We start from the raw sequence: 21,593 nt of genomic DNA, 5'->3' as shown, positions 1-21,593 counted from the left end.
AGAGCTACCCATGACAATCACCCCGGAGCAGTCCGAATGGTTCGCCGCGACCTTCACGATGATGGTCGACAACGTTGAACGCGTCGTCCTCGGCAAGCGCCACGTGATCGAACTCGCCTTCACCGCGATGGTCAGCGAGGGCCACCTGCTGCTCGAAGACTACCCAGGCACCGGCAAGACCTCGCTGGCCCGCGCCATGTCCCAGACCGTGCAGGGCGTCTCGACCCGAATTCAGTTCACGCCAGACCTGCTGCCCGGCGACGTGACCGGCATCACCGTGTACGACCAGAAGACCGGCGAGTTCGAGTTTCACAGCGGCCCGATCTTCGCCAACGTCGTGCTCGCCGACGAGATCAACCGGGCCAGCCCGAAAACCCAGTCGGCGCTGCTCGAAGCGATGGAGGAGGGCAACGTCACCATCGACGGTGTCACTCGCTCCACCGGTGTGCCGTTTCTCGTCATCGCCACCCAGAACCCGATCGAGCACGCCGGCACCTACCGGCTGCCCGAAGCCCAGCTCGACCGCTTCATGATGAAGGCCTCGCTCGGCTACCCCGACCTCGCCGCGACCATTCGTATTCTCGAGGGCACCGCAGATGTGCGGCACGACCTCGCAGCGGTGATCACCCCGCAGGCGCTCGTGAGCATGAGCGACATCGCCCGCGGTGTCTTCGTGAACCCTCTTATCTACGACTACATCGGTCGCCTGATCGAGGCGACCCGCAATGCTCGCCAGGTGCGCATGGGCGTCAGCGTGCGTGGCGCCCGCGCCCTCACCAAGGCCGCGAAGACCTGGGCCGTCGCGCACGGCCGCAGCTTCGTCACCCCCGACGACGTGAAGGCGCTCGCCGAGCAGGTGCTCGCCCACCGGATGGTGCTCGACCCTGAGGCCGAGTTCGACGGCGTCACCGCGAGCGCCGTTATCGGCCAGATTCTGCTCGACGTGCTGCCGCCCAGTCGGAGCGACCTGGCGTGAGCTTTCACACCGAATCGCGGCGCTCCCAGACATCAAATCTGGCGCGCACCAGCACCCAGACCCGGTCTGCAACGCACACCCGGTATGCCACGACGCGCACGAATAGGTCAACGACGTTGACCCTCGTGGGCGCCGTCGTGATCTGGATGCGGGCCGCGCGCGCTGTGCGAATCGGTGTGCGGGCATCCGTCGACTGGGTTGGCGAAACGGTCACGCCGGCCGGCTGGGTCGTGGTCGCGGCCGCGATCGTGCTGCTGCCGCTCGGTCTGGCGTTCGGCTGGACCGAATTGATCGTGATCGGCTGGGTGGCGGTCGCCCTCATCCTCATTTCACTGCCGTTTCTGGCCGGTGGCCGCGCCTACAGCGTCGACTTCACGCTGCCGGTCGATCGGGTCGTGGCCGGTTCCGAAGTGCTCGGCACCCTCACCGTCACCAATATCTCCAAGCGGCTCGAACTGCCCGGTCGCGTCGACGTTCCGATCGGCCGGGGGCTAGCGGATGTCTACGTGCCGCTGCTGCGCGCCGGTCAGGTGCACGAGGAACACGTTCGCGTGCCCGCGTACCGCCGCGGCATCATCGATGTGGGCCCGGTCACGACCGTGCGCAGCGACCCGCTCGGCGTGCTCGGCCGCGAAGTGGCCTGGGCCGACGTGAATCGCCTGTTCGTGCACCCGGTGACCGTGTCGATTCCGAGCACGAGCGCCGGATTTGTGCGCGACCTCGAGGGCAACCCGACGAGTGACATCGTCGACTCCGATATCTCGTTTCACGCCATTCGGGAGTATGCGCCGGGCGACGGGCAGCGACACATCCACTGGAAGTCAACCGCCAAGACCGGCAAGCTCATGGTGCGCCAGTTCGAGGAGAGCCGGCGTTCGCGCCTAGCTATCGTGCTGAGCCTGAACCAGGCGGAATACGCTTCCGAGGACGAGTTCGAGATGGCGGTCAGCGCCACCGGTTCGCTCGGCGTGCGCGCGATTCGCGACGGTCGGGACCTGGCCGTCGTGGCGAGTACGGAGATTCCCGATATCGTGCGCAGCAGCATCCGTTCGGTGCGGAGTTTGAGCGTCGTATCGACCCGCACCCTGCTCGACGACCTCACCGCGATTGAGACCAGCGCGCAGGCCATGAACGTTGAAGACGTCTGTCTGCTCGCGGCCCAGGTGGTGCCCGATATGTCGATCGCGTTCGTGGTCTGCGGCTCCACCATGACCGCCCGGCGGCTGCAGGCGCTCACCCTCAAATTCGACGGCAACGTGCGGGTCGTTGCCGTTCTGTGCGACCCGAAAGTTCAGCCGAGCTTTCGCGACCTGGCCGGCACGAGCGTGCTGACTATCGGCGTGCTCGACGACTTTCGTTCCCTGCTGAGCCGGCGGGCCGCATGAGTGCGCCCGGTTCCCTGCCCCCGCGTCGGCCGCGCCGCGCACCCAGTCAGCGACGTTCCCTCGTAATCAACGCCCTGTTCGTGGTGCTGATGCTGCTGGTCGCCGTCTGGGCGGCCTGGCCGATCTATCAGGACAGCAGCTATCTGGTGATGGCGGCCGGAGCGATCGCGGCGGGCATACTGCTGGCCTGGCTTGCTCGCGCCCGCGGCTGGTCCTGGTTCAGCCTGCTGCTGGCCACCCTCGGCGTCTACCTGCTGCTGGGCGTTCCGCTCGCGGTGCCATCGGCCTTATCGAGCGCGTCGAACGTGCTCGGCGGCCTGCTCGACCTGGTCGCTGCCACGGTGTTCAGCTGGAAGGAACTCGTCACCATTTCGCTGCCGGTCGGGTCATACCAGACCCTGCTGGTTCCGGCCTTCGTGCTGTTTCTCGGCGGCACGACAGCGGCCCTGACGCTCGCCTGGCGCGGCGGCCGACGCTCCGCCCTCGCCGTTCCCCTGATCTTCGCCGTGCAACTATTCGGGCTGGTGTTTGGGTCCGGCGCCGAGAGCGCGCCGCTTTCGGTCGCCGGGTTCACCGTTCCGGCACCGCGGGAGAGCCTGATCGGACTGGCCGCACTGCTGCTCGGCTTCGGCTTTCTGGCCTGGCGCACCCACCTGGCCCGCAGCGAAGCCCTCAATTTGGCGGCCCGCACGACCGGGGTGCGCCGCACTCCTGGCGGCCTCGGCGGGCGGGTGCGCCGCGGCGCCCTCGCCTTCGGCGTGCTCGCACTCGCCGTCGCAGTGTCGCTCGGCGGGCTGTCGGCGGTGGCGTCGACTCCGGCCCGCGAGGTGCTGCGCAGCAGCATCGACCCCGCCGTCGAGCTGCGCGAGTACGTCAGCCCGCTGAGCCAGTACCGCAGTTTCTTCAGCGCCGAGCGGTATGACGAGGAGCTATTCACGGTGACTTCTGCTGAGGGCGACCCGGCGAGCCGGGTGCGCCTGGCCGTGCTCAGTCACTATGACGGCGAGGTCTTTCGGGTCGTCGACCCTATATCGGGCGTGAGCGACCAGGACACCGCGTTTGCCCGGGTGCCCCACAGCCGCGGCTCGGCCAGCGGCGGCCGGGCGACCGCGTTTGCGATCAGCGGGTATCAGGGCGTGTGGATGCCGGGGACCGACGCGCTGTCGAGCATCCGCTTTGCCGGCGAACGCGCGGCGGAACTGAGCGACGGGTTCTTCTACAACGCGGGGACGGCATCCGGTATTCAACTGAATACCCTCGAAAGCGGCGACCGCTACACGATCATTGCCCCGAGCGAAGCGGATGCGACGGATCTGGCCGGTCTCGCCCGCCCGGCGGCTGCGTCCAGACTGATTGATGAGTCGCTGATTCCGGCGAGCCTCGCCGATTGGGTCACCGCGCAGGAGGTCAGCAGTGACGGTGCCGGACTGGCCGAACTCGTCAGCCGGCTGCGGGAGCGCGGCTATCTCAGCCACGCACTGACCACTCCAACGGCACAGTCCTGGACCGCTGACCTCGGTGATTACCAGTTTTCGCCGAGCCTGTCCGGCCACTCGGTCGCGCGCATCGACGCCCTGTTCACCGCCCTGCTGGAGAAGCAGAACAACACCACCTCGACCGAGAACTCCCAGCTGGTCGCCGCCGTCGGCGATGACGAACAGTTCGCCGTGGCGACCGCGCTGCTGGCCCAGCACCTCGGGTTTGAATCCCGTGTGGTGCTGGGATTCAGCCTCGCGGCGGCCGACGCGGTAACTGGCGCACCCGGGGCCTGCGTCGAGGGTGTCTGCTCGGGCCAGAACCTTGCGGCCTGGGTCGAAGTGGCGGGAGTCGACGGCAGTTGGATCACCGTGGACGCGACCCCGCAGTTTCAGAACCCGCTCTCACCAATCGACGATGCCACCCGCGACCCGCAGTACAACACCGAGGTGCTACCCGAGGGAGCTACCGAACAGCGGGCCCCCGAGGCCAACCCGACCAGCGGCGAAGACCAGCAGGAAGAAGAACCGGTCACCCGCACCGACCTGGCCTGGCTGTTCGCGGCCCTGAAGATCGGCGGCATCAGCCTCGCCGCCCTGCTCGTGGTGAGCACACCGTTCCTGGTCATTCTGGGCGCCAAGCTCAAGCGACGCCGGGACCGGGCGCGGGCACCGGACGTGTCGGCACGGTTCGCCGGCGGCTGGGACGAATACGTCGACGCCGCCGTCGACCGCGGCTTCGCCGACCAGGGCAGCATGACCCGGGTCGAGATCGCCCGGCACTACCAGTCGGCCGGCGGCAAGATGCTCGCGGCGCTGGCCGATCAGGCCGTGTTCGGCGAAGTGCCCCCGGTTGCCAGCGACAGTGACGCTTTCTGGGCGCTCGTCACCGCTGAGCGCGCCGGGCTGGCCGCGAGCGGCACCAGGCGCGACCGCTGGCGTGCCGCCCTCTCGCTGCGCTCCTTCTCTCGACTGGCGGATGCCGGCCGATCGCGCAGTTTTCAACACCACAGATTTCGACACCACAGCCCCGGCACAGTTCGACTAGACGTCACCACAGTGCGCCCAAACCGGCGCTCCAGCAGCAGAATGGGGGAGCGACCGCGCACCAGCGGCCGCAAATCGTAAATGGATGATTCATCTGGAGCGGTCATGGCCGTCGTCGTGGTGCCCGTGCTACTCGGCCTCGGCCTGTATGTGTTTTCGTCGATCGCACTTGGCAAGGTCTTCGTCAAGCTCGGCGAACAGGCCTGGAAGGCGTGGGTGCCGATCGTCAACACCATCACCCTGTTTGAGCTCGGTCGGTATCCGGCCCTGTGGGTCGTGGGGTTGTTCATCCCGGTCGTCGATATCGGTGCCCTGATCGTCTTCATCCTGGCGGTCAACAACGTCAACCGACGGCTCGGCCACGGCGGCGGATTCACCCTGCTCTACCTGGTCGCCTTCCCCATTTGGGCCGGCGTGCTCGGATTCGGCAAGTCCGCCAACACCGGCTGGCTGCCGGTACCGGCCGCAACCGGGTATGTGCCGTTCACCCCGGTGCCGCCGCTGACGGGCCCGGCCGCACCGAATGCGATGCCGGTTCCGGCGGTGCCCGTTCCCGCCGCGTCTGCCGCGGCTCCCGCTGCCGCGGTGCCCGCAGTGCTACCCGTGCTGCCGGTGCAACCGGTGCCGCCCGTGACGGCCGCTCCGCCTTGGGCGCCGGAACCCGTTCGCCAGCCCGCAGCACCGTCCAGCCCGGCCGTGACGGGGTTTCCCGTTCCGGTGCCCGCGCCGCTGGCCGTACCGCCGATGCCCCCGGCACCCTCCGTGCCGGCCGCGCCCGCAGCCGTGGACCTGCCGAGCGTGCTGCCTGCTCCGTCGACCACGACGCCCGCGCCGCCGGTCGTGCGTGGCCTGCCCACGGGCCCGCCGCCGTTTTACGTGCGGTCGCCGGTTTCGTCCCCCGTCGAGCCCCCCGTCGAGCCCCGGGTCGAGTCGCCGGTCGAGCCCCCGGTCGCCGCTGCACCCACGGCTCCGTCGGCCCCGGTTGCTCCGCCAGCTCCATTTGCAGCGGCTGCACCACTCGCTGCGTCTCCGGCACCGTCCGCACCTCTCTCAGCGCCGCCGGCCGTCCCCAACGCGCCCGCGCAACCGGCCGATACGGATGCCCCGCCCCTCGCTGCCCCGCCGCTCGCTGCCCCGCCGGCTCCCGTCGCCGCCGCGACGAACGCGTGGGCCCGGCCGGCACCGGTCGTCCAGGCGGCCCCGACGATACCGGTCGCCCCCGCACCGGAAGCCCCGCCCGCCCCAATCCCGGCCCCAATCCCGGCCTCGGTCCCAGCCCCCTTCCCCGCCGTGAGCGCCGCTGACCGCGCCGAGACCGCGACCGAGATCGAGCTCGACGACGACGACCTCGACGAGACCATGATCGTCGTGCGCCGTATGAAACCATGGACCCTCGAAACCGAGCACGGCCTGAAAGTCTCGCTCACCAAACCGGTCGTGCTGCTCGGACGCAACCCTGCGCGTGGCAGCGCACATCCGGATGCGCAATTGGTTTTGCTGCAGGACCCCGGCAAGACCGTGTCGAAGACCCACGCCCGCCTCGATTTCGTTGACGGGGCCTGGGGCATTCGCGACCTGCAATCGACCAACGGCATCGTGCTCATCGATGGCGCCGGCGACGAGAGCGAGCTCGATGCGGGCGCGGGCGCGTCGCTGACCGAGCGGTTTTTGCTGGGGGAGCTCGCGGCCCGCATCTACCTGGAGGCCTGAAGATGACCCACCTCCAGCCAACCAGTGCCCAGGTCTCATTGCAGTGCGGCTTTCGCTCCGATGTCGGTCGCAAGCGTCAGCAGAACGAAGACTCGCTGCTGGCCGCATCCCCGGTGTTCATCGTCGCCGACGGCATGGGCGGCCTCGAAGCCGGCCATCGAGCCAGTTCCGCCGTCATCGACGAATTCCAGAGCTGCGTCGCGCGCCCCGGGCTGCTGGCCGAGGACGTCGTGGCCGCCGTTGAACGCGCCCACGCGGCGGTGCGCGTGGTGTCGGACGCGACCGGGCGCGGCGCCGGCAGCACCCTCACCGGCCTCGTCCTGATCGACCACGATGATGCCCCGCAATGGCTCATCGTGAACGTCGGCGACTCCCGGGTCTACCGGTTGTCCGGCGGCGAACTCAGCCAGCTCACCGTCGACCATTCCCTCGCGCAGGAACTCATCGACGAGGGGATACTGCTGCAAGCGGATGTCGCCACCTTCGCCCGCAAGAATGTGATCACCCGGGCCATGGGCGCCGACAACAGCCCGACCGACTACTGGCTGCGCCCGGTGGTGACCGGCGAACGGCTGCTGGTCTGCTCCGACGGACTCCACGGCGAGCTCTCCGAGGAGAGCATCAAGGCCGGGCTCACGCTCGGCGGCAGCACCCAGCAGACCGCGGACCTGCTGCTCGCCGGCGCTCTCGAGCACGGCGGGCGCGACAACGTCTCGGTGATTGTCATCGACGTCGTCGCCGGCGGGGTCAGCTCCTGGCACGGTGTCGCGATTGAGGAAGACCACGCCGAGACCATCGACACTCAAACCGATGACACCCGCCCGGTTCAACGAGTGGCCCGCAATGCCGCCCGCTGATCCACGCGATGGGGCCGACACCGACACCGGTGACGATGACGACGACACGGTAATCGTGCAGCGCACGGACAACGACGACACGGTAATCGTGCAGCGAGCCACAGACGAACGCACCCGCATCGTGGCACGCGCCCGGCACGCCCGACCCGAGGCTGTCGACCCAGCCGTCGAGCCAGCTGTCGACGCAGTGGTCGACCCAGCCGTCGACCCGCTCGTCGACCCCGCCGCCGACCCTGAAGACGACGGCGAAGCAACCGTGCGCTCGCCCCGTGGCAGCGCGGCGAGCGACACTCTCCTGAGCAGTCGACGGGCGACCCCGCCGGCGCGCATCCCGGTCGTCGACGATCTGCAGCGTCGCTACCAGCCGCCGCAGGTGCAGAGCGGCGCGAGCGTGCGCTACCAGGCCCGACCGGTCCCAATCATCGTCGCGCCAACCCAACCCACACCCGGGTCGCCGCCGATCGCGCCCGATCCGGCCCGGATCGCCCTCGCCGAGGCGGCGGCCGAGATCCGTCAGCGAGCCGCGGCGGGCATCCGTCGTCGACGTCAGATCACTCTGGTCGTGATAATTGCGAGCACCCTGCTCGCTCTGGTCGCGGCCGTCGCGTTCACCGTCTTCGCCCTCGCCACCTGGTGAACTTCAGCTGGCCCCCAGCCCCGCAGGGTGAACTTACAGAAGACCGTTGCCGGTTCGCGTCGTGAGTCCGTCTACTTACGGGTAGCGCATTCTCATTGCAATACTTCGTTCAGAGGCACCGTCGCCTCTTGGGCGAATTGTGGGGAGCGATCATCAAGCCGACGAATAATCTGGTTGCGTCTCGTCTCCGCTCTGGCTGTGATGGTGGGCCACTCGTTCACGTTGACCGGCATCGCTGCAGCACCCCGAGTCCTCGGGATCCCGATTCATAGTCGTGGTCGCTACGTATTTTTGCCTTCAGTGGCTACCTCATCGCAACTAGTCGGCACAGAAATCCCGCGCTGGTGCCGTTCCTGACCAATCGATTCCTGCGCATATTTCCCGCGCTGAAAAGGCACGTTGCTGAGCGCACCGTTGACGCTGTATCGGGTGTTGACGCGGTTAGCCCGGTGAGCGCCTGGCGTCTAGGATCTGTCTGATCTGGAGCGGCACCGTGTCATCCTGCAGCGACGTTGTATCGCCCAGTTCGCGTCCGTCCATGAGATCGCCGAGTAGGCGACGCATGATCTTGCCCGATCGAGTCTTCGGCAGGTCGGGTACCACCACGATCTCCCTCGGCTTAGCGATCGCTCCGACCTGAACGGTGACCTGGGAGCGGAGCGCCGGCGAGAGTTCCGCTTCGAGGGCACGCCAGAATCGGGGATCGGCGGCCTCCGCAGCGGAGAGCGACCGAGTGGGGATCACGAAGGCGGTGATGGCCTGCCCGGTGGTCTCGTCATGAACGCCAACAACCCCGGCCTCGCCGACGGCGGGATGCGCGACCAGTGCCGACTCGATCTCGATGGTCGACAGCCGGTGTCCGGACACGTTGATGACGTCGTCGATGCGTCCGAGCAGCCACAGGTAGCCGTCGGCGTCGATCTTCGCGCTGTCGCCGGCAAGAAAGTAGCCTTGCTCGGCGTACTTCTTCCAATATGCGTCGCGGTACCGTTCGGGGTTGCCCCACACAGTGCGGGCGATAGCCGGCCACGTGCCGTCGACCACGAGGGATCCGCTCGACCCGGGCTCGGTATCCGTGCCCTGATCGTCGACCACGCGCACGGTGAGTCCCGGCAGCGCGTGGGTAGCTGACCCCGGCTTCAGGGCCGTGACCCCGGGTAGCGGGGCCACGATTGCCGCTCCAGTCTCGGACTGCCACCAGGTGTCGACGATGGGGGCCGTGCCGGCGCCGATATTCTCTCGAAACCACAGCCAGGCGTGCGGATTTATCGCCTCGCCAACCGAGCCGAGGAGGCGGATGCTGGAGAGGTCAAAGGTGGCGGGCACGCCGTCTGGGAACCAGGTCATGAGGGTGCGCACGAGGGTCGGAGCGGTGTAATAGGTTGTCACGGCGTAGCGTTCGATGATCTCGAAATGGCGCCCAGGGTGCGGAATGTTTGGGGTTCCCTCGTAAATGACGGAGGTCGCGCCGTTGGAGAACGGGCCGTAGAGCACGTAGGTGTGGGCCGTGACCCACGCGAGGTCGGCCGTGCACCAGTACACGTCGGAGTCTTTTGCATCGAAGATTGCCCAGTGGCTCCACGACGCTTGGGTGAGATAGCCTCCCGACGTGTGCACGAGCCCCTTGGGGGTGCCCGTGGTACCCGAGGTGTAGATAATGAAGAGGGGCGTTTCGGCGTCGAAGAACTCGGCGTCGTGGGTGTTTTCGGCGGTGTCGACGACGTCGTGCCACCAGACATCCCGGCCGGCGGTCCAGGGCACGTTGGGGGTCAGGTCTCCGGTGCGCCGCACGACGAGCACGTGTTCGACCGCGTCGATGCCCGCAACAGCGACATCCGCCTGCTCTTTCACCGCTACGGCGGCCCCGCGGCGAAACTGGCCGTCCGAGGTGACGAGCAGTTTGGCCCCGGTGTCCTCAAGGCGAAATCGCAGCGCCGCGGCCGAGAAGCCCCCGAACACCAGGGAATGCACCGCGCCGAGCCGGGCAATGGCGAGGGTGATGACAATGGTCTCCGGTATGACCGGGAGGTAGACGACCACGCGGTCGCCCGCCACGATTCCCAAAGCGATGAGGGCGTTCGCGGCCTGCGCAACCCTGCGCTGGAGATCTGCATAGGTGATCACCTCACGGTCGCCGCGCTCTCCCTCGAAGTTGATGGCGACCCGATCGCCGTGGCCGGCATCGACGTGGCGGTCGACGCAATTGACTGCCACGTTCAACCGACCGCCGAGAAACCACTGGGCACGGGGGATCGAAAGCAACGGATGCCCGTCCGATTCGAGCGCGCCGCTGGCGTCGGCGAGGGCCGGCTCCCACGTGTGTGCGGTGTGCCAGCGTTCCGCCCAGTCGAGGCGGTCGGCCTGCCGCTCCCAGAATGCGACGGGGTCAGTGGCGGCGGTGGGCCATGCGCCGGCTCCCACGTTGGCGGAGTCGACGAGGCCAGCAGGCGGATAGTAGAGGCTGTCGTTGGCTGCAGCGGTCTCGAGGGGAAGGGTCATCGCTTTGACGCTACCGCGCCGCGCCGGGGGGCGCACACGAGCCGGTAAGGCGGCGTAATGTAGGCGCTCCTCACGCTCCCGGTACGCTCCGCAGCGCCGAGTGCTCGTCGAGGCTGTGCCACGTGCGGTTGTGGTATACCAGCGGGTCGGATCCGCCTTGATCGGTGGCGACCGTGGCTTCGAGGGCGTGCACGGCAATGATCGTGGAACTGCCCGCGGCCATCCGGTTGATGATGCGCCCACGAATCCAGGCGTGTGCGCTGGGGAAATACGGTTCACCGGTAGCGAGCCTGGCCCAAATTTCAGTATCGGCGAAACGGTTGACGCCGCTGGTGGCGCAGAGCTTTGCAATGTTCAATTGCTCAGCTCCGAGGAGATGCACGACGACAGTGTCGGCGCGGCGGATGGTCGGAGCGCTGGAGGCGTGATCCGAGAGGGAGAACACCAGCAGCGGTGGCTCGGCACTCACCGAGAACACCGAGGTGGCGGTCAGGCCGACCGGGCCGTCGCCGGCATCGGCGGTGATCACCGCGACGCCGGCGGCGTGATTGCGAAACGCCAGCTTGAACTCGTCCGGATGCAGCCCACCGAGATGTTTCGCACCCTGCTTACCGTCGGTCGGCCACGGCCCGGCGAGTGCGGCCTGTTCTTGAGTTCTCATCGGGTTCCGTTCGCAAAATAATCAGAGACAGAATCAAGGGTCCCCTGTCGGGAGCTTTGAGCGTGAATGTCTGTCGTAGTGTGACGCCATGTTGCGTCATAAGCCGCGGTTCGAGTCTCAACAGTCACGATAGATAGATGCCCAGACAGATTCGATTCAACGCCTTTGACATGAACTGTGTCGCCCACCAGTCCTCTGGAATGTGGCGGCACCCGGATGACCAGTCCTGGCGGTACAAAGACCTGCACTACTGGACCGAGCTCGCAAAACTATTGGAGCGCGGAAAATTCGACGGAATCTTCATCGCTGACGTTCTGGGCACCTACGACGTGTACGGCGGCTCGAATGAGGCCGCGATCCGGCATGGTGCGCAGGTTCCCGTGAATGACCCCGTGCTGCTGATCTCGGCGATGGCACTCGTGACAGATCATCTGGGGTTCGGGGTGACCGCTGGTACGGCGTACGAGCATCCGTATCCGTTTGCACGACGGATGTCCACCCTTGACCATCTGACCAATGGGCGGGTTGGCTGGAACGTGGTCACCGGATACCTACCATCCGCCGCACGAAACATGGGTCAAGAAGACCAGCTCGAGCACGACGCGCGTTATGACCACGCGGACGAGTACCTCGAGGTGTTGTACAAGTTGTGGGAAGGATCATGGGAGGACGACGCCGTCATCCGTGACCGCGAATCCGGGGTGTTCACCGACCCGAGCAAGGTTCACGAGATCGGCCACCACGGCAAGCACTTCACGGTCCCGGGTATCCACCTCTCTGAGCCGTCGCTGCAGCGTACACCGGTGATCTACCAGGCGGGGGCATCCTCCCGCGGCATCGACTTCGCTGCCGGTAATGCAGAGGCGATCTTCGTTGCGTCATCGACCAAGGCTGGGCTGAAGGCCACCGTCACGAAAATTCGGGATGCCCTCGAAAAAGCAGGCCGCAGCCGCTATTCCGCGCGCATCTACACCCTCCTCACGATCATCACCGACGAGACGTCGGAGAAGGCGACGGACAAGTACCAGGACTACCTCTCGTATGCCAGCGAGGAGGGCGCGCTCGTCTTCATGTCCGGCTGGATGGGCATCGACCTCTCGCAGTACGACCTCGACGAGCCCATCGGTAACGTCAAGAGCAACGCGATTCAGTCCGTAGTGGCCAACTATCAGGAGGCGAATGCAGACGGCAGCGAATGGAAGGTACGCGATATAGCCAGACTGGCGGCTATCGGCGGCCTCGGCCCGTTCATCGTTGGTTCAGGCGCGGAGATTGCCGACACCCTGCAGGAGTGGGTGGAGGAGACGGATGTGGACGGTTTTAACCTGGCCTATGCCATCACCCCCGGAACGTTTGAGGATGTCGTCACCTATGTAATCCCCGAGCTGCAGGCTCGTGGTGCCTACCCGAAGGAGTACGTCGAGGGCACGCTGCGCAATAAGTTGCACGGACGGGGCGGCCGTCTTCCCGACGAGCACAAGGGGGCGACCTACCGGGTGCGATCCGCTTAGGTCACGGCCAGTCGGTTAGCGGCTCTCGAGTGATCAGAGAGCCGCTGGGCGGCGTCGCACGGTGAAATGACGAGGGCAGTGTCGGCTCTCAGCGGGCCGTCTTTCGTGCCGAGATCACGCCGGTGTTGAAGCCGAGGAGATAGAGGCCGCCGTTGAAGCGGGCGTGCTCAATCTTGAGGCAGCGGTCCATGATTACCGTCAGACCCTGGCTCTGCGCGTAGGTCGCCGCATCCTGGTTCCAAATGCCAAGCTGCATCCAGACGGTCGGAGCTTCGATGGCGACGGCGTCATCGACAACCGAGGAGATTTCGCTTTCCCGGCGGAACACGTCGACGATGTCGGGCACCTCGGGCAGTGCGGCAAGGGAGGGGTAGGTCTTGTGGCCGAGAATTTCGTCGGCGTTCGGGTTGACGAAATACACCCGGTAGCTGCTGGACTGCAGCAGGTAGGTCCCCACGAAGTAGCTTGCCCGCGCCGCGTTGGGCGATGCGCCCACGATGGCGACCGACCTGGCACTCTGCAGAATCTTGAGGCGTTCCTTGGCGCTGGGACCGATCCAGGTTCGCGGGGACTTCACTCGGTTCGCGCCGGCCACGCTCACCGGCAGTTCGCAGGCGGGCCCGTTGGCCAATGGGGAGGGTACTGCTTCCGTGCTCATCACTTGCCTCCGGTTGCCAGGCTCAGCGCCTGGTCGAGGTCGTAAATAATGTCGTCTGGATCTTCGATCCCCACGCTAATGCGGACAAGGCCCGGCAACACCTTCGCGTCAACAAGCTGCTGCTCGGTGAGCTGCGCGTGAGTGGTGGACGCCGGATGAATAACCAGTGTCTTCGCGTCGCCGACATTGGCGAGGTGGCTGGCCAGGGTCACTGACTCGATGAAAGTGCGCCCGGCATCCCTGCCGCCCCTAACGCCGAAGCTGAAGATCGAGCTCGGTCCCTTCGGCAGGTATTTCTTGGCGCGGTCAAAGTGCGTGTGCGAGGGGAGCCCGGCCCAATTGACGAATTCAATTCGGGGATCGGCTTCGAGCCACTCCGCGACGATCCTGGCATTGGCGACGTGCGCTTCCATCCGAAAGGCCAGGGTTTCGACGCCTTGGGCGAGGAGGAACGCGGAGTGTGGGGCCAGGACAGGTCCGATATCCCGCAGCTGCTCGGCACGCAGACGGGTGAGAAAGGCATACTCGCCGAAGTTGCCCGACCAATTGAGGTCGCCGTACGCCGGCACTGGAATATCGAACAGGGGGAACTTGCCGCTGTTCCAGTCGAACCGACCGGACTCCACCACGACACCACCCAGAGTGGTCCCGTGGCCGCCGAGAAATTTCGTCGCCGAGTGGATGACCACGTCTGCTCCCCATTCCATTGGCCGGTTCAGGTAGGGGGTGGCAAAGGTCGAGTCGATGATGAGCGGAATACCCGCGGCGTGGGCGACGTCGGCCAGACCCTCGAGGTCGGCGATCTCGCCGGACGGGTTGGAGATGGACTCGGCGAAGATCAGTCTGGTCTTGTCAGTAATCGCTGCGGCATAGTCAGCCGCATCCGTGCCCGGTACAAAAGTGGTCTCAACTCCGAACCGACGCAGCGTGATGTCGAGCTGCGTGAGGGAACCGCCATAGAGGCTCGCAGCTGCGACGATGTGGTCGCCGGAACCCACGAGCGAAGCGAAGGTAATGTACTGCGCCGACAGGCCGCTCGAGGTGGCGACAGCGCCCAGCCCACCCTCAAGGCTTGCCACACGCTCCTCGAATGCGGCGACCGTCGGGTTGGCGAGGCGGGAGTAGATATTGCCGTACTTTTGTAGGGCGAACCGGGCCGCAGCATCAGCGGTGTCATCGAACACGAAGGCGGTGGTCTGGTAGATGGGAATGGCTCGGGCGCCGGTCACCGCATCCGGAACATTTCCTGCGTGGATGGAACGGGTGCGAAAACCCCACTCCCTGTCTGTGCGGTCGTGGTTTGCCATTCCTTCACGCTACCGGAACGTGCTCCCCGGCAACTTTGCGTGGACATGCACGGTAACAATGGGAGCAATCTGCGGTAGCTCCAGTTGCCGGCGGATACTGTAAAGGAGGAAGCGTCGCCGACCGCACGCTTCGAAATTACTTGGAGATGATGACCAGTGACTATCAGTGACCTGCGCACGGTGCAAGCTCCTCTGAAGCAGCAGTACCGCGACGACCCCGACGCCGCCCTGGTGACGCTTCGGGCGAACGGTGAATTGGGCGCGGGTATCAGCTGTTCGGTGCAGACCGGGCAGGCCCTGGTGGAGGCTGGTTTGCACCCCGCCACCGGAGGCGACGGTCTCTCCGTGTGCTCAGGCGATATGCTCCTCCAGGCACTCGTTGCCTGCGCGGGGGTGACTCTGGCTGCAGTCGCTTCCTCGCTTGGCATCGACGTCACCGGTGTGGTGCACGCCGAGGGAGACCTCGATTTTCGCGGCACGCTCGCCGTCGACAAGCAGACGGCGGTCGGCTTTCAGGACATCAGGATGCGGTTCGAGTTAACATCCGAGGCGGATGAGGAGCAGATCGCCACCCTTATCCGTTTGACGGAACGCTATTGCGTCGTCTTCCAGACACTGGCCGTTCCGCCAAAATTAGCGGTATCGCACAGCGTCCACTCTTAGCATCGATCCACCGATCGGTGGATCGAGGATGAGCAGTACAACAGCTGTCAAGCGCGAACAAGCACCTGGCCGATGACATGATTCGTAATCTGACCAAGCTCGTGAATCTGGAGAACCCGAACTCAGCAGAGGAAAAGGTCCTCGTCAGAGGTCTTCGGGTCAAGGTTATTCAGAGATTCAAGAACAAGAAGCCCAGGCGGATGGAAGCGACCTTCGCTCCGGACGGACGAATCGTTGGGGCGCAGGACGGCGACTACCTCCGATTCATCAGGAACTGCTTCCGCACCATCTCACTGACGAGGTCTTCAACTTCGGCGTCCAGCCGCCACGTACCTTCCCCCTGAAGAGGAGCGCCCGGGAGCCAAATCCGTCGCTAACCTCGACCTCGTTCGATAGCGTTTGATCAGCACATAGACCTGGCGCCGCGATATCCCCAGCGACAATGCGGCCGCATCGACCGCGGCCCGACCCACGATCATTCGAGCCGCCAAGGGCGCATTCACCGCCGACAGCCTGCCGCAGACCGGACCGAAACACCCCCGAATGAGCGCCCCATACAGTGGGGCTGTCCAGCTGTTTTACTCACGGGCTACCCTGAAGTTCTACTTTTGTGCCGTCATCCGTTTCGTGCATCATTCACGGGCCGGGTGGCGGCACCCACGTGGTATCCCGGGGGAGCGCGTTCGTGACCAGCCTGACCGAAATTCTGATCGTGCACGGCCTGCTTCCGATCGAGGACCTCGACACCGTGCGCCGGAGCGACCGCGCCGATGAGGCCGCCGTGCGCAGCATGGTCGACGCGGGCACGATCAGCGAGGTGCAATTCGCCCAGGCGCGCGCCGAGCAGAAGAATCTGCCCTTCGTCGAGTTGCTGGATTATCCCGTCGACCGGCTCGCCGTGGCCAAGGTGCCGGCCGCAGTCTGCCGCCGCGCCAACGTGCTGCCCATCGCCTTCGAAGACGGCCGTCTCGTGGTGGCCATGGTCAATCCCGGCGACGTGTTCGCCGTCGATGACGTGCGCGAAGCCGCCCGCATGCGGGTCACCCCGGTCGTCGTTGAACCCTCCGACCTGCAGGCGGCCATCGCCCGCTACCACCGCGCCGACAGTGAACTGATCGACCTCAGCTCCACCCTCACGGCCGAGAGCGACGATGTCGACGAGACGTCAACTTATACAGAAGCGGATGACGCGGCGCCGATCGTGCGCTTCGTCAACCTGCTGGTCAGCCAGGCGATCCAGGACAAGGCCTCCGATATTCACATCGAACCCGGCGAAGGCGGCCTGCGGGTGCGCTACCGTATCGACGGCGTGCTGCACGATATGCAGAATGCGCCATCGACTATCGCCGGCGGCGTCACCTCGCGCATCAAGATCATGAGCGACCTCGACATCGCCGAGCGGCGCAAACCGCAGGACGGTCGCATGTCGGTGCACCACAACGGCCGTACAGTCGATCTGCGCGTCGCCATTCTGCCCACGGTCTGGGGTGAAAAGGTGGTGCTGCGTATTCTCGACAACGCCACCTCATCGATGAAGATGAGCGGCCTCAATCTGCTCACCGACAACTTCAACGAGTTCGAAATGGCGTATACCAAGCCGTACGGCATGATCCTGGTTACCGGCCCCACCGGGTCGGGCAAGTCGACCACGCTCTACACGACGCTGCACGCCATCTCCCGGCCCGAAATCAACGTCATCACGGTCGAGGACCCGGTGGAATACCGCATGCCCGGGGTGAATCAGGTGCAGGTGAACCGCAAGGCCGGCCTCACCTTCGCCGTCGCCCTGCGTTCGATTCTGCGATCAGACCCCGACGTGGTGCTGCTCGGTGAGATTCGCGACCAGGAGACCGCGAAAATCGCGATCGAGGCCTCGCTCACCGGTCACCTCGTGCTGTCGACGCTGCACACCAACGATGCGCCAAGTGCCATGACCCGCCTGATCGAAATGGGAGTCGAACCGTTTCTCGTGGGATCGGCCCTGGACTGTGTGGTGGCCCAGCGACTCGCCCGTCGGCTCTGCGACCGCTGCAAGGTGCCAGACCACCGCACCGACCTCGCCTATCTGGGATTCGTGGTCAACCCCACCGTGGGTTACGTCTCGAACCGCTCAACGATCCGGCCCGAGATCGGTCCGGCCATCGACCCCACCACTACCGGCACCGTGATCTACAAGTCGGCCGGATGCTCAAGCTGCTCGCAGACGGGATACCGCGGTCGCCTCGGCATTCACGAGGTCATGACGGTGTCCGAGGAGATCGAGCGCCTCACCGTCGCGCACGCTTCGAGCGCCCAGATCGGGGCCGCCGCACGCAAGCAGGGCATGATCACCATGCGTGAAGACGGCTGGGCCAAGGTCGCCCTCGGCCTGACCTCGGTGGATGAGGTACTCCGCGTTGTCTCCTAGAGCAGCGGGAGAGCAGTTGTCATGAGCCGACCCGATTACGACCGGATGCCCATCGACGACAGCACCGCAGACCCCACCCCAACGGCTCGCATTCTGCACGCGATGCGCGCCCTGTCCAGCGAGCGCGAGCCAGGCGAACCACCGACTCTGGAGCCCTCCGCAATGGAGCTCTCCACAACTGAGCCACCGGCCACCGATCTCGACCCCGACCTGCTCGCTGCCCTGCGCTTGGTCGCTCATGCTGGCGGATCAGACCTGCACGTGGCCGGCGGTGCACCTCCGAGCATGCGCATTTGCCGCGGGGCCTGGTGCTGGTCACCGGTCCGACCGGTTCAGGCAAGACGACCACGCTCGCGGCCATCGTCGACCTTGTCAACAGCACCCGCACCGACCACATCGTCACGGTGGAAGACCCGATCGAGTTCGTGCACGAGTCCAAGAAGTGGGTGATCAGCCAGCGCGAAGTCGGGCAGGACACGCACAGTTTCGCCGCGGCACTCAAACCGGGGGCAGTCCCATATACGCCAACGGCACCGTCGACATTGCCAGTTGGGTGACGTTTGTTTACGACTGGAGTGACTTCGAGAAGGAGGGTTTTGTTCCCTTCTCGACCGACAGCAGTGAGCTTGTCGTGCCGGGCAGTAAGAAGTGCCAGCTCGGATCATGGGTGCAGGACAATTCGGGTGATTCGCTCCACCAATTCTATGAGGACCTTCGCAACCTCACGAAGCCGACTATCGTCGATCTTCGCCAGTGTGACACCTTTGACTTTGGCAGCATTGAAATGAATGTGAAATCTGACATTGCTTTTCTTTTCCACGAGGTGGTCGTCAATGATTTCTCAGTGGTCGCGAGTGACGGAAACGACCACAAAATATGGTTCATCGCACCGGGAGTTGATGCGCTCGGAGCGAACAAATGCAGTTCCAACTTCACCGTCAACGGCTCCGTACAATTCGATACCGAGATTTCGGCGATGCTGTATACGCCATGCGCCGTCGTCTTCAACCGGACCCAGTGGCGGGGACAAATCTATTCCGAAAGTTTTGTGGTGAACACAACCAGCAATGTTGACTTTGTCCCGATGAGCATCCCGGGCACGGACTTCTACGGCGCGATGCCCGCGGGTTCTGACCCAGACGATTCCCGATGGACTCTGCTTTCCAGCCGCGATCGTACAAACGGCGACAAATGACGGCACTACTAGCGGTGTTCGCCGGCATATTCGGCCTGCTCATTGGGTCCTTCCTCAACGTCGTTATCTATCGCATTCCGGCGGGTAAGTCCATCGTGTCCCCGCCGAGTGCCTGCGGTAGTTGCGGCGCGCGCATCCGCTCGTATGACAACATTCCTGTGCTGTCGTGGCTGCTGCTGCGGGGCAAATGCCGCGACTGTGGAGCCGCCTTTTCGGTTCGCTACCCATTGGTGGAGCTGGGCACCGGCGTGTTCTTTGCGATCGTCACGCTGTGGGTGTTTTCGAGAGGCGACGGGGGCTCGCTCGCGTCGACCGGCGCGCTCTCGGCTCAGATCATTGTGCTCGTCGCGTTTCTGTACCTCGCTGCGGTGAGCGTCGCGCTCGCCATGATCGATCTCGATACCCACACCCTGCCCAACAAGATTCTGCTTCCGGTCTATCCGGTGGGCGCAGTGCTGCTCACCGCGGCCGCTCTCGTCGCTGGAGAACCGGGCCGTCTGCTGAGCGCCCTGATCGGTGCGGTCGCCCTGTTCGGCCTCTACCTTGCGCTGGCCCTGATCAGCCCAGGCGGCATGGGTCTCGGCGACGTGAAACTCGCCGGTGTGCTCGGCCTCTATCTCGGCTGGCTCGGCTGGGCACCGCTGATCGTGGGCGCATTTGGGGCATTTCTGCTCGGGGGGCTCTTCGGAATCGGGCTGCTGGTATCCCGCAAGGCCGGGCGGCGCAGCAGCATTCCGTTTGGCCCCTGGATGCTCCTGGCCGCCTGGCTCGGTGCCGTGTTCGGTCAGTCGATAGCGGCCGCCTACCTGACCCTGTTCGGACTCACCTAGACGCTCGCGCCTCACTACCTTCACCTTGCACACTCACATTTCACCGGGGGGAACAACAATGACGATACGTGTGGTCGGAATCGACATCGGCACCACCGCCGTGCGCGCCGTCGAGGTGCGCGACGCCGAAATGGAGAATCCCGTGTTGCTGCGGTGCCATGAGCATCCACTGCCGTTCGGCGCGGTCAGCCGCGGGGCGAGGTACTCGAACCGGCCGTCGTCGGTGCTGCCCTCAAGCGTCTCTGGTCGACCGGCGGGTTCACGAGCAAGGACGTTGTGCTCGGAATGGGCTATCACCGCATGGTGGTGCGAAATCTGACCGTGCCCAAAATGTCGCTGCGACGCATTCGTGAGTCGCTGCCGTTTCAGGTGCAGGACCTGCTGTCGTTCCCCACGGCCGAAGCGCTGCTCGATTTCTACCCCATCAAGGAGGTCGACGGTGAAGGCGAGTCAGAGCCGCAAGTTTCCGGACTCTTGATCGCCGCGACGAAGGACGTCGTGCAGGCCCACATCAAGGCCGCAAAACTCGCTGGGCGGCGCAGCATCAACGTCGACATTATGGCGTTTGCGCGTAGCCGGGCCATTCACCGCGGGGTCACGGCTCCCGGTGTGATCGCACAGATCGATATTGGTGGTGGCTCATCGAGCGTGCTCATTTCCTCTGGAGGTGTACCGCAGTTTGTGCGGGTCATCCCCTCGGGCGGCAACCAGCTGACCAAGGTATTGCGTGCGCGCCTCGGTATTGACGAGGAGGCAGCTGAAGTGCTCAAAATGAAGCTCGGTCTGACGGACGTGGTGGCACCGCACGACGCGATCGCTGCCACGGTCATCCGCGAGGTCACGGCCGAACTGCTCGAAAGTCTGCGCAATACGGTGCAGTACTTCACCAACAACTGGCCGGAGCTGCCGATCGATCACATCGTGCTCATGGGCGGTGGAGCTCGGCTCGGTGGGTTTCCAACCGCTCTGCGCGACGTCACCGGCTTTCCGGTGCTGACGGCTCAGCCCGTCGGGGGTCTGGAATTGGGGCCCGATGTGGATCGGGCCGTATTGCAAGACTCGGAGTGCACTTTCGTTGCAGCTCTCGGGCTGGCCCTGGGGAGCAAAGCATGAAGCACAGCAGCAACCGGCGGGAGCTGGTTTACGGCGGCGAACCTCGAGCCAACCTGCTGCCCCTTGAACTTAAGGCCAAACGCAAGGGCAGAATGCTGCGCCGCATCATTCTGGCCGCATCCGCTGGAGTCGTCTTCTTCATGGCGGCATCGATCGGGGCGGTCTCCGTACAAGCCGGGGTTGCCCAAGCCGATCTCGCGCACGCTGAGGCGCGCACCAACGAGTTGCTTCTGGAATTTGCCAAGTATTCGCAGGTGCGGAGTGTGCCGGCACAGATCGACCTGACGGCGGCCGCACGAACGGTCGGAACCAAAACCGAAATCGACTGGCGAGCCTACCTGGCTGAAGTGCGCGTAATTTTGCCCAGCGTGGTCACCATCGATGCGGTGACGAGTGACTCCGGCTCGCCGTGGGAGGACTACGCCCAAAGCACCGTTGCCCTGCACAACCCCCGCGTGGCCACTCTCACCCTCAGCCTGACCAGTCCATCATTGCCGGCCGTGCCGCAATGGCTGACGAATCTGAAGATGCTGCCCGGGTCTGCTGATGCCAGCCCCGGTTCGATCACGCGCTCAGAATCGGGTACCTACGTCGTGGACATTGAAATCAACATCAATGCGGATGCCCGTGCTAATCGCGTAGGCGGGGGAAACTGATCATGA

At 65.1% G+C, this 21,593-nt stretch carries 17 protein-coding genes and 2 pseudogenes; 14 read left to right on the top strand and 5 right to left on the bottom strand.

The features are described from left to right. The first annotated feature begins 10 nt into the window (after positions 1-10). Genes E3T43_RS16160 through E3T43_RS16135 form a run of 6 tightly spaced genes read left to right on the top strand, consistent with a single transcriptional unit; the run spans position 11 to position 8,087 of the window. Entirely contained in the window at positions 11-976 is a 966-nt protein-coding gene (locus tag E3T43_RS16160) for a MoxR family ATPase (protein ID WP_134473159.1), read from the top strand. Beyond that, on the top strand, positions 973-2,361 hold the full coding sequence (locus E3T43_RS16155) for a DUF58 domain-containing protein (protein ID WP_134473158.1): 1,389 nt from the start codon (positions 973-975) through the stop codon (positions 2,359-2,361). Before E3T43_RS16160 ends, E3T43_RS16155 begins: the two co-directional genes overlap by 4 nt. Continuing rightward, the gene (locus E3T43_RS16150) at positions 2,358-4,964 is read left to right on the top strand and encodes a transglutaminase domain-containing protein (RefSeq protein WP_134473157.1); all 2,607 of its coding nucleotides are present in this window, start codon (positions 2,358-2,360) and stop codon (positions 4,962-4,964) included. Before E3T43_RS16155 ends, E3T43_RS16150 begins: the two co-directional genes overlap by 4 nt. Beyond that, the gene (locus E3T43_RS16145) at positions 4,965-6,593 is read left to right on the top strand and encodes a DUF5684 domain-containing protein (RefSeq protein ID WP_134442812.1); all 1,629 of its coding nucleotides are present in this window, start codon (positions 4,965-4,967) and stop codon (positions 6,591-6,593) included. Between the two features lie 2 nt (positions 6,594-6,595). Next, the gene (locus E3T43_RS16140) at positions 6,596-7,450 is read left to right on the top strand and encodes a PP2C family serine/threonine-protein phosphatase (RefSeq protein ID WP_134473156.1); all 855 of its coding nucleotides are present in this window, start codon (positions 6,596-6,598) and stop codon (positions 7,448-7,450) included. After that, the gene (locus tag E3T43_RS16135) at positions 7,437-8,087 is read left to right on the top strand and encodes a hypothetical protein (RefSeq protein WP_166791356.1); all 651 of its coding nucleotides are present in this window, start codon (positions 7,437-7,439) and stop codon (positions 8,085-8,087) included. The genes E3T43_RS16140 and E3T43_RS16135 overlap by 14 nt, the downstream gene beginning before the upstream one ends. Before the next feature lie 441 nt (positions 8,088-8,528). Here the strand turns inward: E3T43_RS16135 and acs are convergent, their stop codons facing one another. Then, positions 8,529-10,586, bottom strand: a complete 2,058-nt coding sequence (gene acs, locus E3T43_RS16130; protein WP_134442809.1) for an acetate--CoA ligase — start codon at positions 10,584-10,586, stop codon at positions 8,529-8,531. Between the two features lie 70 nt (positions 10,587-10,656). Then, positions 10,657-11,247, bottom strand: coding sequence for a flavin reductase family protein (locus tag E3T43_RS16125; protein ID WP_134442808.1), 591 nt, complete (start codon positions 11,245-11,247; stop codon positions 10,657-10,659). Between the two features lie 137 nt (positions 11,248-11,384). Here E3T43_RS16125 and E3T43_RS16120 point away from each other — a divergent pair, with 137 nt between their 5' ends. Beyond that, positions 11,385-12,758: an LLM class flavin-dependent oxidoreductase gene (locus tag E3T43_RS16120; RefSeq protein WP_134442807.1), complete on the top strand. Its 1,374-nt coding sequence runs from the start codon at positions 11,385-11,387 to the stop codon at positions 12,756-12,758. A gap of 88 nt (positions 12,759-12,846) precedes the next feature. Here the strand turns inward: E3T43_RS16120 and E3T43_RS16115 are convergent, their stop codons facing one another. Both E3T43_RS16115 and E3T43_RS16110 read right to left on the bottom strand, forming a co-directional pair. Continuing rightward, on the bottom strand, positions 12,847-13,416 hold the full coding sequence (locus E3T43_RS16115) for a CoA-binding protein (RefSeq protein ID WP_134442806.1): 570 nt from the start codon (positions 13,414-13,416) through the stop codon (positions 12,847-12,849). Further along, on the bottom strand, positions 13,416-14,723 hold the full coding sequence (locus tag E3T43_RS16110; RefSeq protein WP_134470637.1) for an O-acetylhomoserine aminocarboxypropyltransferase/cysteine synthase family protein: 1,308 nt from the start codon (positions 14,721-14,723) through the stop codon (positions 13,416-13,418). Before E3T43_RS16110 ends, E3T43_RS16115 begins: the two co-directional genes overlap by 1 nt. A gap of 156 nt (positions 14,724-14,879) precedes the next feature. Here E3T43_RS16110 and E3T43_RS16105 point away from each other — a divergent pair, with 156 nt between their 5' ends. The 5 genes and pseudogenes from E3T43_RS16105 to E3T43_RS16080 all read left to right on the top strand — a co-directional run bounded on the left by E3T43_RS16105 (position 14,880) and on the right by E3T43_RS16080 (position 19,818). Further along, on the top strand, positions 14,880-15,386 hold the full coding sequence (locus tag E3T43_RS16105; protein ID WP_134442804.1) for an OsmC family protein: 507 nt from the start codon (positions 14,880-14,882) through the stop codon (positions 15,384-15,386). A gap of 685 nt (positions 15,387-16,071) precedes the next feature. After that, positions 16,072-17,793, top strand: coding sequence for a GspE/PulE family protein (locus E3T43_RS16095; RefSeq protein ID WP_092453007.1), 1,722 nt, complete (start codon positions 16,072-16,074; stop codon positions 17,791-17,793). Between the two features lie 296 nt (positions 17,794-18,089). Further along, positions 18,090-18,296 (top strand): annotated as a pseudogene (locus E3T43_RS16090) (ATPase, T2SS/T4P/T4SS family); the annotation flags it as partial. A 50-nt stretch (positions 18,297-18,346) separates the two neighbouring features. Then, complete coding sequence (locus E3T43_RS16085) at positions 18,347-18,988, top strand: hypothetical protein (protein WP_134473154.1); 642 nt, start codon at positions 18,347-18,349, stop codon at positions 18,986-18,988. Next, positions 18,985-19,818, top strand: a complete 834-nt coding sequence (locus E3T43_RS16080) for an A24 family peptidase (protein ID WP_134473153.1) — start codon at positions 18,985-18,987, stop codon at positions 19,816-19,818. The genes E3T43_RS16085 and E3T43_RS16080 overlap by 4 nt, the downstream gene beginning before the upstream one ends. A gap of 33 nt (positions 19,819-19,851) precedes the next feature. On the opposite strand, the gene E3T43_RS16075 is transcribed toward E3T43_RS16080, so the two are convergent. Continuing rightward, positions 19,852-20,115: a hypothetical protein gene (locus E3T43_RS16075; protein WP_134441176.1), complete on the bottom strand. Its 264-nt coding sequence runs from the start codon at positions 20,113-20,115 to the stop codon at positions 19,852-19,854. On the opposite strand from E3T43_RS16075, the pseudogene pilM reads away from it, so the two are divergent. Continuing rightward, positions 20,074-20,931 (top strand): annotated as a pseudogene (pilM, locus tag E3T43_RS16070) (pilus assembly protein PilM); the annotation flags it as partial. The gene E3T43_RS16075 and the pseudogene pilM overlap by 42 nt on opposite strands. Next, complete coding sequence (locus E3T43_RS16065; protein WP_134473151.1) at positions 20,928-21,587, top strand: hypothetical protein; 660 nt, start codon at positions 20,928-20,930, stop codon at positions 21,585-21,587. The pseudogene pilM and the gene E3T43_RS16065, both read left to right, overlap by 4 nt. The last annotated feature ends 6 nt before the right edge of the window (positions 21,588-21,593 follow it).

This window comes from Cryobacterium sp. Hh7 (genome assembly GCF_004403155.1).
GTDB classification, from domain to species: domain Bacteria; phylum Actinomycetota; class Actinomycetes; order Actinomycetales; family Microbacteriaceae; genus Cryobacterium; species Cryobacterium levicorallinum.
Note: the sequence above shows the minus strand (reverse complement) of the source record. Positions and strands in the feature narration are given on the sequence as shown.